This is a genomic window from Nocardia alni, assembly GCF_019038435.1.
In the GTDB taxonomy this organism is placed as follows: Bacteria; Actinomycetota; Actinomycetes; order Mycobacteriales; family Mycobacteriaceae; genus Nocardia; species Nocardia alni.
Genome location: NZ_JAGPOX010000071.1, coordinates 35,862 through 48,280 on the forward strand (window position 1 = coordinate 35,862; position 12,419 = coordinate 48,280).

Below are 12,419 nucleotides of genomic sequence, written 5' to 3' on the forward strand. Positions count from 1 at the left end.
CCATGGTCTCGGTGCAAGTAGTCTCGTCCCCCATGGCCGAATTCGTGACCGTGGACCGTCCCGAGACGGGAATCGCCGTGCTGCGCTTCGCGCGGCCGCCGATGAATCTGATCGACCTGCAGGTGGCGCGCGAGCTGGCGGCGGCGGCCGCGGAGGTCGGCGTGGACGAGCAGGTGCGGGCGGTCGTCGTCTACGGCGACGAGCGGGTGTTCTCGGCGGGGAACGAGCTGTCCGAGCTGGCCCTGTTCACTCCCGAGCAGGCCGCCGCGATGGCGGCTGATCTGCAATCCGCACTGGGGTGCCTGGCCGGTCTGCCGCAGCCGACGGTCGCGGCCATCAGCGGATATGCGCTCGGTGCTGGGCTGGAGCTGGCGCTGGGCGCCGACCGGCGCATCATCGGCGACAACGCGAAGCTGGGCCTGCCGCAAACGTTGGCGGGCCTGATTCCGTTGGCCGGTATCCGGCGGCTGAGCCTGCTGATCGGGCCCGCGCGCGCCAAGGACCTGGTGTACTCGGGGCGCTTCGTGGAACCGCAGGAGGCCGCGGCACTGGGGCTGGTCGACGAGGTCGTCCCCCCGGACGACGTGTACGTGTCCGCGCTGCGCTGGGCTCGCCAGTTCACCGCCGGCCCGGCCCGCGCGCTGGCGGCCGCCAAGCGGGTCTTCGAGGCCGGTACGCACGGCCACGATCGGGCTCGCACCGAGTGGGCGGAACTGTTCGCGACCGAAGATCGCAGCATAGGAACAGGTTCTTATTTGGCGGTCGGTCCGGGCTCCGCCGAATTCGTGGGCCGCTGATCAGAGCCCGCGACTCTCGAGTAACCTTTCCGACCATGACCGGACGTCATGACGATCCCGCGCCGAACCCGCACGCCACCGAGGCGCAGGTCCAGGCTGCGCTCTCCGATAACAAGCTCGCCCAGGTGCTGTACCACGATTGGGAGGCCGAGACCTACGACGACAAGTGGTCGATCTCGTACGACGAGCGCTGCATCGCCTACGCCCGCGGCCGTTTCGACGCCGTGGTTCCCGATGCCCAGCTGCCCTACGAGCGGGCCCTCGAACTCGGCTGCGGAACCGGATTCTTCCTACTGAACCTGATGCAGTCCGGGGTGGCCAAGGCCGGTTCGGTGACCGACCTGTCGCCCGGCATGGTCAAGGTCGCCACCCGCAACGGCCAGAATCTGGGCTTGGACGTGGACGGCCGGGTCGCCGACGCCGAGACGATCCCGTACGACGACGACACCTTCGATCTGGTCGTGGGGCACGCCGTACTGCACCACATTCCCGATGTGGAGCTGGCGCTGAAGGAGTGCCTGCGGGTGTTGAAGCCGGGCGGCCGGTTCGTGTTCGCCGGTGAGCCGACCACCGTGGGCAACTTCTACGCCCGCAAGCTGGGGCAGCTCACCTGGAAGGTCACCACGGAGGTGACCAAGCTGCCGTTCCTGTCCGGCTGGCGGCGGCCGCAGGCCGAGCTCGACGAGTCCTCGCGTGCCGCGGCCCTCGAGGCAGTCGTGGATCTGCACACTTTCGATCCGAGCGAACTCGAGGCCATCGCGAGCCGCGCCGGGGCCGCCGAGGCGCACGCGGCGACCGAGGAGTTCGCCGCGGCCCTGTGGGGCTGGCCGGTGCGCACCTTCGAGGCCGCGGTCCCGGAGGAGAAGCTGACCTGGCGTTACCGCATGGCTCAGTACAAGGCGTGGCTGGCGCTGAGCCAGTTGGACGAGAAGGTGCTGCGCCACGTCGTGCCACGCCAGTTCTTCTACAACGCGATGATCACCGGCGTGAAGCCGGCTGCGTCGGGCCGGTAGCCGGCGCGAGGCGATATCCCTTGGGCTACGTCTTCACTCGAGACGATGTCGCCTACCTTGTCAGCGCGGCCGGGAAGGCCGCGTTGGCGGAGGCGAACGGCTTCGCCCTGACCGCGACCTCTCTGCTCGAGGATCTCACTCGCCTGCGCCGCGATCACGGCGAGCGCGCGCCGATCCTGGCGGAGACGGTCCGCCTGCGCCGCCGCGCCGCGGTCAAACTCGACGGGGCCGGCCAGTGGCTGTTCACCGATGACGCGTTGCAGCAGGCGACACCGACCGCGGTTGCGCGACATCGCGCCGAACGTCTGGCCGGACGTGTCGTGCACGATGTCACCTGCTCGATCGGCGCGGAACTCGCCGCGTTGCATCCGGTATGCCCCCAGGTGATCGGCAGCGATCTGGACGATGTGCGACTCGCGATGGCCGCACACAATCTCGCGACGATGGCCGCTCATCCCGTACGAAATGTGCTGTTGGCCAGGGCCGACGCGCTCGCTCCGTGCAGTGGCGCCGAGGTTGTCATCGCCGATCCGGCTCGGCGCGCGGACGGTCGTCGGACACACGATCCGGCGAGACTGCAACCGCCGCTGCCCGCTCTGATGGCGGCATATCCGGGCCGCGACCTGGTCGTGAAGTGCGCTCCCGGACTGGATTTCGATGGTTTTGTGCCGCGTCGTCCGGGCGCCGGCACCGAGGATCCGGTAGCGCGGCCGAACCGTCGCAACGGCCGTCCGGGCGCCGCCACTGATATGCCGCAGTGGGAAGGTGAGGTCGAGGTGGTGTCGCTGGACGGGGCGGTGCGGGAGGCGTGCCTCTGGCCGGCGGCCCTGTCCGACTTCGGTGTGACCCGCCGCGCGAGCGTCCTGCGCTCGGAGGGCGAATCCTGGACCCTCACCGACGCCGAGCCCGACGATATCGACCACCGTCCGCCCGGTGAGTGGATCGTCGATCCCGACGGCGCCGTCGTCCGCGCGGGCCTGGTCCGGCACTACGCCGCGAAACATGGGCTGTGGCAGCTGGATCCCCACATCGCCTATCTCACCGGCGACCGCGTTCCCGAGGGCGTCCGTGGTCTGCGCATTCTCGATCGCCTGGAATTCCGGGAGAAGTCGTTGCGGGCGGAACTGCTGCGTCGCGACTGTGGCCCCCTGGAGATCCTCGCTCGCGGGGTCGATGTCGACCCCGACGCCCTGCGCAAGCGGCTCAAACCGCGCGGAACCGAGCCACTGTCCCTGGTGATCACGCGAATCGGCCGCACGCCAACCGTTTTCCTGTGCCGGACACCAGCGGTCCGCTGATCTCCGAGGGACTTGTGTCACGAGTTGGCCGGTAGTGTGCGGCGAGTCGCACGGGACTCGCCGTGACGGTGAGTGAAGGTGTTGACCGCGAGCCGCGCGGGCTCTTACCGTGAAATCAACGGTAGATCAACATCAGTGCAGTTCACGCATGTCTTTCAGCATCTAGGCGCCAGCAATACCGGCACTTTCCTGCCCGAGGGAGCCCGGCTTGAAGCCCTTTATTCTGCCCGATTTCTATCTTCCGCATCCGGCGCGGCTCAACCCGAATCTGGCGTATGCCCACGACCATTCGGCCGCCTGGGCTCGAGGTATGGGCATTCTCAGCGAGCCCGGGCCCGACGGGGAGCTCGTCTGGACCGCCGAACGGCTCGAACGCATGCAGATGCCCCTGCTGTGCGCGTACACGCACCCCGACTGCGATGCCGAGACACTCGCCCTGGTGACGGACTGGTACGTCTGGGTCTTCTTCTTCGACGACGATTTCCTGGCCAAGTACAAGAACACCCGCCGGCACGGCGAGGCCGCCCGATATCTCGAGCGCCTGGAAGGCTTCATGGCCGAACCGGGCTCTCCCGCACCGGAACCCGGGAATCCCGCCGAGGCGGGATTGGCCGACTGCTGGGCCCGCACCATCGCGCGCACGTCGCCGGACTGGCGGCGGCGGATGCGGCTGTCCACCCACAACCTCATGGTCGAATCCCTGTGGGAGCTGGACAATATCGCACGCGAGCGAATCGCCAACCCCATCGAGTACATCGAGATGCGGCGCCGGGTCGGGGGCGCGCCATGGTCGGCCAATCTTGTCGAATATGCCTGCGGCGCGGAGATTCCCGAGCGTTTCGCCGCGGAACGCCCGGTACGGGTGCTGTGTGACACCTTCTCCGATGGCGTTCATCTGCGTAACGACCTGTTCTCCTACGAGCGTGAGGTGCGGGTCGAGGGCGAGAATGCGAATATGGTGCTGGTGCTGGAGCATTTCCTGCATCTGCCCACGCAGGCCGCGGCCGACCTGGTCAACGACATCATCACCTCGCGATTGAAGCAGTTCGAGGACACCGCCGAAGTCGATCTGCCGCAGCTGTTCCTGGAACAGGCCGCGACAGCGGCCGAACAGCTCGCGCTCGCCCGCTACACCCAGGGGCTGCAGGACTGGCAGGCCGGCGGGCACGAATGGCATCTGCGGTCCAGCCGCTACATGAACAGTGGAATGAACCCGGGGCCCACCGGGCTCGGCAGCGGTGTGGCCCGGCTGGCGCCGGGCTTTCGTGCCCAACTGAAGCAGCACATGCCGCCGCCGCGCAGGCCGGGACGACTGCCGGTGCCCCAACTTCTCATGCCCTATCGGGCAATCATGCATCCGCATGTGGAGGCGGCGCGGGCGGATCTGCCGCAGTGGTTGTCGGCGATGGGCATGCTGGACCCGGCTGTCGGCTGGACGGCGGAATCGGTGCGCGGCGCCGATCTCGCCGGGGCGGCCGCACTGATGGGGCACGAGGACGCGGTGGAGGACCTGATCCTGCGCTCCCGGTTCCTCGGCTGGGGTTGTTATGCGAACGACCTGCTCTCGCGCGTCTACCGCAGCGCACCTGTCGCCGGACGAGAACAGTTGCGACGCTTGCCGATCTTCGCCGCCGCGGATGCTCCCCCGCCGGTGACGCCGCTGGAATGCGGGCTCGTCGACCTGTGGGGTGCGGCCTCGGACCGGATCGGCCAGGCGCGCACGCGCCGGATGCACGCGGCGCTGAGGGATCTGCTGGGGGCCTGGGAACAGGTGCTGGACAACGAAACTCGCAAGCGCATACCTGATCCCGTCGACTACCTCGACATCCGGCGGATCACCGCGGGCGGCCCGCTGCTGGCCGCGCTGCTCGGAACCGATGGCGCGCCGGTCGCCGCGGGTTTCGGGGCGGGGGACCTTTCCGATTCGAGTGTGATTCGACAGCTGGAGGGTGCGGTGTTCGATCATCTCGGGCTGGTGAACGATCTGTACTCCTATCAGAAGGAGATCCAGTTCGACCTCGAGCACCACAACCTGGTGTATGTGACCCAGTCCTTCCTGGGCTGTTCGCGCGAGGCCGCCCGCGATATCGTCGTCGACCTCGTCGACGAACGCGTACGCCAGTTCGACCATGTGGTGCGCGAGGACCTTCCGGTGTTCTGCGAGGATTACCGCCTGTCGGACGATGCGCGCTCGGCCCTGGACGACCACGTGCGCCGGCTACAACATCTGATGGCCGGAGACCTGGCCTGGTATCCGACCAGCGAGCGCTTCGAGGAGCAGGCGTTGTGGATATCGCATCGCGCACCCGTTCCCGGCGGTTCGTCCGGGCGTTTCGCCAGTGAACTCGCTGACCTGCGCACCCGGTTGTCCCGATCTGTCGCGTCGAGTTGACGACGAATTTGCAACTGTCACCGGTGGTTGATGTGAGTTCGCCGATAGCCTCGGATTCCGCGCGCTACACGACTTCACGCCGGGGCACCGTACGGGCGTCGGGACGATCGCGTGCGCGGGAGTTCGACGCGCCCTGCCCCGTGTCGAGTGTCATAATGCGGCTCCAGGGCGCAGTCATCGAGCTGTGCCCGGGCCAGCACCGTGACTGTGCCTCCGAGACAAGGGACAGGTGAGTCCGGAGAGTGCCTGGAAACCTTCTTGGCCGATTTCACCGGTACCGCCGACCCGGTTGCCTTGGCGGATCAAGTGATTCACCGCGACCGGTGACTACTGAGCCTCGGGCTTGAAGACATAGATCTCGCCGACCCGGGTGGTGACGACCACGCCTCCCTTCGGGCCGATCGCCGTGCCGGTGGTGGTGCCCTGGGCGCCTGGGAGGGTGGCGGACGCGACGGTATTGCCGCCGGTGGTGTCGAAGGTGACCAATTTCAGCACGTCTCCCATGGGGGAGACGACGTAGCCCGTATTCCCCGCGGTCTGCACCGGACGGCCGCGTAGGGCCAAATCCTTGCGTTCCCAGGCTATTTCGGCGCTGTCACCCCTGTCGCGCACGGCCATCAGGTGGCCGTCGTCGCCGCCGGGGATCAGCAGGCCGTCATCGTCGGAGATGCCGCCCTCGGGTGAGAAGCCCAGGGGCTGAACCCATTTCGTGTGGCCGTTCGAGGTGTCGACGGCGATCAGGCGGCCGCTGTTGTCGCCGACGTAGACGGTCTTGCCGTCCGGGGACAGGGTAGGGCTGGTGGCGCTGCCGCCGATCAGCATGTCGGCGCGCCATTCCTGGTGAATCTGCTTGTCCGCATAGCGCAATGCCACCAGCGAGGCGGTCGGGGAACCGGGGTGCCAGACGGTGACGTAGAAGCGGCCCGTACTCGCCTCTATCGCAGAGACGTTCGCGACGGGGCATTGCGGGCCGCCGGTCGCGCAGTCCGGCAGCCCGTCGCCGTCCGGTGGGCGCGGCAGGTTCGGGTGGGCGAGGAAGTCGGGCTGGCCGAGCAGCTGATAGGTCGGCACCATGCGGTCGCCGGTCTGCCGGTTCAGCACGTCGACCTGGCCGGACTGAGTCACCGTCAGCACATGGCTGTCGCCGGTGAACTGCACCGAGATCGGAACTCCGGCCACAGGGGTGCGCCAGCGCGGCTGGCCGTTCGCGGTGAGCGAGTACGCGCCACCGTCGTCGCCGACATAGACGTTGGACATTCCATCGATCGCCGCATCCGCGTAGATGCCGTCGGGTCCCAGTTCATCGCAGGAGCGTTTGCGGCCGGTGGGCATCTGGAACGAGAAGATCGCGCCGCCCGGATTCGGTACTCCGACGCAGCTCGTGTCGATATCGGTGGTGACGAATATCTGACCGTCCTGGTCCAGGACGGTGGCCGCCGCGGTGGGGCCACCGATCGGCCGGGTCCAGCTCAGCGCCAAGTGGCGGGAACCGGTGACCGGGCTCGTCGCGCTGTTGCGGCCGTCGTGGAAGGCCGAGGGCCAGCCCTTGCCGGGGCCGACCGAGATGTTGTCGAATGTGGTGCCCCCGCAGCCGCTCAGGGCCAGTACGCCGACCGAACCCAGGACCCCCAGGTGGACGGCGGCCCGAAATGCCGGGCGGCGCAATGCCGTCCGGGAACGCGTGGCGGTGGAGGGATGCACTGCGATCCGAGGGTCGCGCGCGGGTCGCCGGATGCTGGTATGCACCTGACCTTGTCTCCCATCTGCTCGTACGGGCCTGCACGAGACTAACCGTCCACCCCGACAAGTGGCGTGCCGCCTCACGATGTCGTGCCCGAACGGCCGATTTCCGCGCGCGTCGGCCGACGTGCGACGGGTCGCTACCGAGGGTAGGGGACATGCCCGGGCACGGCGAAAGTACCCTGGTGGCTCGACGACGAATATGGGCACACCGTGCGACGACACGCATCGCCCGATGGACGCGAGGAGCACTTGTGACGAGCATGTGGGGCGCACCGTTGAGCGCGCGCTGGCGGGGGTCTCGCCGCCGCGATCCCGAGCAGGCCCGCTTCCTGACGGTGGCGTCACTGCGCTGGGTGCTCGCCAACCGGGCGTACACGCCCTGGTACCTGGTGCGGTACTACCGACTGTTCAAGTTCCGCATGGCCAATCCGCATATCGTGCTGCGTGGCATGGTCTTCCTGGGCCGCCGGGTGGAGGTCCACGCCACCCCCGAGATGGGCCGTATGGAGATCGGCCGCTGGGTGCACATCGGCGACGGCAACGCGATTCGCTGCCACGAGGGCTCGCTGCGCATCGGCGACAAGGTGGTGTTCGGTAAGGACAACGTCGTCAATACGTACCTCGACATCGAGATCGGCGCGTCCACGCTGGTCGCGGATTGGTGCTACATCTGCGACTTCGACCACCGGATGGACGATGTGACCATGCCGATCAAGGATCAGGGCATCGTCAAGACGCCGGTGCGCATCGGCCCGGACACCTGGATCGCCGCCAAGGTCACCGTGCTGCGCGGCACGCGGGTGGGGCGCGGCTGCGTGCTCGGCGCGCATGCCGTGGTGAAGGGCGATTTCCCCGACTTCAGCATCGCCGTCGGCGCGCCCGCGAAGGTGGTCAAGAACCGCAAGGAGGCGTGGGAGGCCCAGGCCCAGGCGCGGGCCGCGCGGGAGGCGGCGCTGGCCGATATCGAGCGCAAGAAGTCGGGCGGGGTCGCCGCGGGGCAGCGGTAGCGCGAGGCCGCACAGGAAGTGGTGGATCGTGGCCGATGATCCGTCGTGATCATGAGGTGCGGGGATCGAGAGGCCGGGCGCCGCTGATACCGCGCGGAGCACGATTCTGTCGGTGGGGCGAGGTACGGTCTGGCGTATGAGTCCGACGAAGTCGAAACCGAAGGGTGCTCCCCGCACGGGTGAGGGGCAGCCGCGGCGGTATGCGGCGTTGTTGCGCGGGATCATGCCCAGCAATCCGAATATGCAGGGCGAGAAGCTGCGCGGGGTGTTCAGTGGGCTCGGGTTCAGCTCGGTGGGTTCGGTGCTGGCCAGCGGCAATATCGTATTCGGCAGCGACGAGACCGATACCGTCGCACTGGAATCACGGATTCAGCAGGCGCTCAACGCGGAACTCGGCATCGGCGGCGGCACCATCATCCGCAGCCGGGAAGAGTTGCAGGCACTGGTCGACTCCGACCCGTTCCCAGGGCTGACGCATTCCCGGGAGACGTATCTGATGGCCACCTTCATCAAGGATGCCGACAATCCCGGTCTGAAGGCGAAGCCGCCTGCGGATGTCGCCGAGACCGTCCAGGTCGTCCGGTACGACGAGCCGTGCCGCGCGTTGCTGGCGATCATGGACAACAGCACGCCCAACTCGCCGGCCCACATGGCGTGGCTGGAAAAAGCCTATGGTCAAGGCATTACGACACGAACGTGGTTGACGGTGCACAAGATCCTCGCCAAACTGTAGCCATAGAGCACCACCCTCCGGCGATCCGCAGCGGATCGAGTGGGTGGGATATGCAGCCTTAGAGTCGATGAATTAGTACCGAGAGAGTTCGTCTCGGGGGACCGCAGCCGAAATAGGTTGCAACAAGCGAATTTTCAGTAGACGTCTCACTCGGTATGTCTTCGTTGAGCGGCCCGGTGCACTTGGTGTCCACACACTCGTTCGGGTTGGCTCGTCGTCGGCGATGCCCGAGGCGTCGTCCATCGACGAGCTAGGGGGCTCGATGAGTGCATTCCTCGCGCGGCTGACCGTGGTTGCCGTGCTCGTAAGTGTTGTAGCGACGGGTTCGGCAGTGGCCGGGCCGCCGTCGCCGTCACTGGTGGCCGCTCCCAAGCGGATTCACCGTGACGCGCACGGATCGGTCCGGCAGGTCGTGCCGGACCGGCCTGTGCCCGGGCCCGGCGGTGTGCAGGATCCGAGGGCCGCGGCCACCGCGCACACCGCCGATGTCGAGCGGCTCTTCGGTGCGGCCGCATCGGCAAAACTCCAGGTGCAGAAGGTATCTCGGCGCGGCAAGGGTGCCGCCGTGCGGCTGGTCCAGTCGATCGGCGCGGTCCCTGTCTACGGTGCGGGTGTCGTGCTGGCGTTACGGGCCGACGGGGCGCTGCTGTCGGCGACCGGCGCGCTGGCCGAGCGGGTCATCGGCGAATACCATTGGGGTCCAGCCGAACCCGCTCGGGCGGCGGCGCTCGCCGCGGCGGCCCGGCGAGCCGGGGTTCCCGCACGTGACGTCCGGATACGAGTCGAATCGCCGGTCTGGTATGACCCCGAGCTGTCCGGGGGCGGCTCCGACAAGACCGCGATCCCGGCCTTCGTTTTCGAGGTCACGGCGGGTGCGGGCGGTTGGCGGGTCTTCGTCGCGGCAGGTTCGCCCGATACGGTGCTGGACGCATGGAAATCAGAGGAGGACGTGAATCGGATCGTGTGCGACGCGCGCTCCCGGGGAGCCGACGAGAAGATCGAAATCCCCTGTGGCGGTGACGGATCGTATCCGGTCGTGCGGACCGAAGGAAAGCCGCGCGTCGCCGGAAACGCCGATGCGAACAAGGTGTACGACTGGATCGGCGACACCGAGAGCTTCTTCGCTCACCACACCGAGCTGGGCAGCCTCACCGATCTGATCGGCATCGACGCACGCGACGGCCGTGGCAAGGCGCTGCGCGCGACCGTGCGGGCCTGCCTCGACACCTGCCCGTACGCCAACGCCTTCTGGTCCGGCGAGCAGGGCTTCGTCATGGGCACCGAGGTGATGAGCCTGGATGTCGTCGCCCACGAGCTGACCCACGGCGTCACCGAGAAGACCAGTAATCTCGACTACCGCAACGAATCCGGCGCGATCAACGAGTCGCTCTCCGACATCTTCGGTGAATTCACCGAACTGTCGACGCGAGCACAGCATTCCGCCAAGGATCGCTGGAAGATCGGCAACGGCACTCGCCTGGGCGTCATCCGCGACATGCGGGCGCCCGCCGAATCCCCCGACCCCCAACCGGATACGTATCAGGGCCCGCGCTGGAGCCCCGCGACCGATTCTGACCGCACCCCCGCCCCCGACCTCGGCGGCGTTCACATCAACAGCGGCGTAGGCAACCGCCTCGCCTACCTGATCACCGACGGCGACACCGTCGCCGGTAAGCCGCTGGAGGGCCTCGGCCTCGACAAGGCGGCCACCCTCTACTGGACGGTCGAAACCGAGCTGTACCCCAGCGCCGACTATCCGGCCCTGGCCGGAACCCTCCTGTCCGCCTGCCACGACGCGGTCGAAGACGCTACTCCCGGCTTCACCGACGCCGAATGCACCCGAATTCGCAGGGCCATCGACGCCGTCCGCATCCCGGTCATTGAGGACCGCGCCTGACCCGGATCCTGCCCGGCAGTATCCGACCACCGAGAGGAGCACTAGTGATTTTCGAATTAGAGGCAAGGGCAAGCCGATTGAAAGACGTCGAGATCGGCACGACCGCGCGACTGATCGACCTACTGCACACCGCCGAGAGCAACCACGCACGAACGATGCAGGAACTCGCCACCGTCCAAGACGAGATCTACGCGATGAAAGCCGGACTCGGCGATGTCAAGTCCGAATTATGCGAGGTCAAAAACTACCTCAATGAACTCCACCTCGAGGTGGCCGACCAGGGCACCCTGTTCAGGTCCTTCAGGGACACACAGCAAGAAATCCTGGACAGTCTCCGCTCGAAGAACTAGCAGTCCGATCGCTCTGATAGACCCAGGCGCTCAGCTCCAGATTGATACCATTCCCGCTAGTGAGAGGATAGGCGCAATGACCGCCGCCGTAGAAGTCAGGGTATCCAAATTGGAAGACGATGCCTCCGAAACAAACTATCGAATCGGGAAATTTGCGAAAACCATCGATGATAACCATTCTAAGGTGCTGGAGGAGTTCGGCCTAGCGCACGGCCAGTTCGAGAACATCCGCAACGAGTTCGACTACGTACATGGCGAGTTCGAGTACACGCATGGCGAGTTCGAGTATATGCATGACCAGTTCGACTACATGCATGGCCAGTTCGGGCACATGCATAAGGAATTCGAGTATATGCATGAGAATTTCGATGCGATCAATGCTAGGCTCGATGAGCAGACCGCCGTATTGCGCGGGCATGACACCATGCTAAAGTCGTTCACCGGAATGTTCCAGGCGCAGTCCGAACAATTGAGAGAAATTCTCCATCGGCTCCCCTCGAATCAGTAGTGCGCAATACTTCTGCGTCGTAGTTCGGGCTGTCCGTGAGTTATCCGGCGAGCGTGTCGGACGGGTTGCCGCATTGATGAATCTTTTGTGCGAACGCGATAGAAAGGGTTGATGTACATGACTGAGGACCTGCTCGAGGCTCGAGTGGCAGCGCTGGAGGCATTCACTGGAATTCTCGAACCGGCTGAAGGCGACGTGGTGCCGACCACGGCAGGCACCTCCACAGGCTCGCTATCAAGTACGCCACGCTGAAGGCGTACCTCGACAAGGGCGAGAGTGAGATCGAGCGAGCGTTGCGGTTGTGGCCCGGCGGGGACGACGAAGCGGATGCCATCGCCCAGCGGGTGCGGTGCCGATTCTGCGGGGCAGGAGAAGTCTGAGCAGACTGTGTCTTCGCGGCGCGGTCGTGTCACCGACAACTCGGTAGGTCTATCGGCTGCTGTATGCACCGAGCAATCTCTGTGTCGATCTGCCTCTGTGCCGATCTGCGCTGTCGGATCGGGTGCTGGGCGGCGCAGGGAGTGCTCGGGCGGGAAGTACGGTGCGGCTACCTCCACCACGGCAGCGCTCGCTGGCGGGCGAGTTCATCTGCGGCTTCGACCAATTCGGCCAAGTGCGGGTTGACGTGCTGGATGTGTTGTTCTACCCAGAGGGTGCAGGGGAGGGTGGGGGTGGAGGCAC

General features: G+C 66.5%; 10 protein-coding genes. 9 read left to right on the plus strand and 1 reads right to left on the minus strand.

Annotated features, from left to right (window positions below; translation table 11 throughout):
• The first annotated feature begins 32 nt into the window (after positions 1-32).
• From JZ791_RS24995 to JZ791_RS25010, 4 genes are all read left to right on the plus strand, one after another.
• On the plus strand, positions 33-797 hold the full coding sequence (locus JZ791_RS24995) for an enoyl-CoA hydratase-related protein (protein ID WP_216897649.1): 765 nt from the start codon (positions 33-35) through the stop codon (positions 795-797).
• A 35-nt stretch (positions 798-832) separates the two neighbouring features.
• Positions 833-1,810, plus strand: coding sequence for a class I SAM-dependent methyltransferase (locus JZ791_RS25000; RefSeq protein WP_216897650.1), 978 nt, complete (start codon positions 833-835; stop codon positions 1,808-1,810).
• Positions 1,811-1,830: 20 nt separating this feature from the next.
• On the plus strand, positions 1,831-3,108 hold the full coding sequence (locus tag JZ791_RS25005) for a THUMP-like domain-containing protein (RefSeq protein WP_216897651.1): 1,278 nt from the start codon (positions 1,831-1,833) through the stop codon (positions 3,106-3,108).
• Between the two features lie 208 nt (positions 3,109-3,316).
• Complete coding sequence (locus JZ791_RS25010) at positions 3,317-5,500, plus strand: terpene synthase family protein (protein WP_216897652.1); 2,184 nt, start codon at positions 3,317-3,319, stop codon at positions 5,498-5,500.
• A 327-nt stretch (positions 5,501-5,827) separates the two neighbouring features.
• Here the strand turns inward: JZ791_RS25010 and JZ791_RS25015 are convergent, their stop codons facing one another.
• Entirely contained in the window at positions 5,828-7,201 is a 1,374-nt protein-coding gene (locus JZ791_RS25015) for an outer membrane protein assembly factor BamB family protein (protein ID WP_308163076.1), read from the minus strand.
• Positions 7,202-7,503: 302 nt separating this feature from the next.
• On the opposite strand from JZ791_RS25015, the gene JZ791_RS25020 reads away from it, so the two are divergent.
• The 5 genes from JZ791_RS25020 to JZ791_RS25040 all read left to right on the plus strand — a co-directional run bounded on the left by JZ791_RS25020 (position 7,504) and on the right by JZ791_RS25040 (position 11,738).
• Complete coding sequence (locus JZ791_RS25020) at positions 7,504-8,250, plus strand: acyltransferase (protein ID WP_216897666.1); 747 nt, start codon at positions 7,504-7,506, stop codon at positions 8,248-8,250.
• A gap of 136 nt (positions 8,251-8,386) precedes the next feature.
• Positions 8,387-8,983: a DUF1697 domain-containing protein gene (locus JZ791_RS25025; protein WP_216897653.1), complete on the plus strand. Its 597-nt coding sequence runs from the start codon at positions 8,387-8,389 to the stop codon at positions 8,981-8,983.
• A gap of 262 nt (positions 8,984-9,245) precedes the next feature.
• Positions 9,246-10,880: a M4 family metallopeptidase gene (locus JZ791_RS46115; protein WP_216897654.1), complete on the plus strand. Its 1,635-nt coding sequence runs from the start codon at positions 9,246-9,248 to the stop codon at positions 10,878-10,880.
• 44 nt (positions 10,881-10,924) lie between these two features.
• The gene (locus JZ791_RS25035; RefSeq protein WP_216897655.1) at positions 10,925-11,230 is read left to right on the plus strand and encodes a hypothetical protein; all 306 of its coding nucleotides are present in this window, start codon (positions 10,925-10,927) and stop codon (positions 11,228-11,230) included.
• 76 nt (positions 11,231-11,306) lie between these two features.
• On the plus strand, positions 11,307-11,738 hold the full coding sequence (locus JZ791_RS25040) for a hypothetical protein (protein ID WP_216897656.1): 432 nt from the start codon (positions 11,307-11,309) through the stop codon (positions 11,736-11,738).
• Positions 11,739-12,419 lie beyond the last annotated feature (681 nt).

Excerpts from the sequence above, each read along its gene's own strand:
- JZ791_RS25000 (WP_216897650.1), top strand. The coding sequence starts at position 833 with ATGACCGGACGTCATGACGATCCCGCGCCGAACCCGCACGCCACCGAG.
- JZ791_RS46115 (WP_216897654.1), top strand. The coding sequence starts at position 9,246 with ATGAGTGCATTCCTCGCGCGGCTGACCGTGGTTGCCGTGCTCGTAAGT.
- JZ791_RS25020 (WP_216897666.1), top strand. The coding sequence starts at position 7,504 with ATGTGGGGCGCACCGTTGAGCGCGCGCTGGCGGGGGTCTCGCCGCCGC.
- JZ791_RS25025 (WP_216897653.1), top strand. The coding sequence starts at position 8,387 with ATGAGTCCGACGAAGTCGAAACCGAAGGGTGCTCCCCGCACGGGTGAG.
- JZ791_RS24995 (WP_216897649.1), top strand. The coding sequence starts at position 33 with ATGGCCGAATTCGTGACCGTGGACCGTCCCGAGACGGGAATCGCCGTG.
- JZ791_RS25040 (WP_216897656.1), top strand. The coding sequence starts at position 11,307 with ATGACCGCCGCCGTAGAAGTCAGGGTATCCAAATTGGAAGACGATGCC.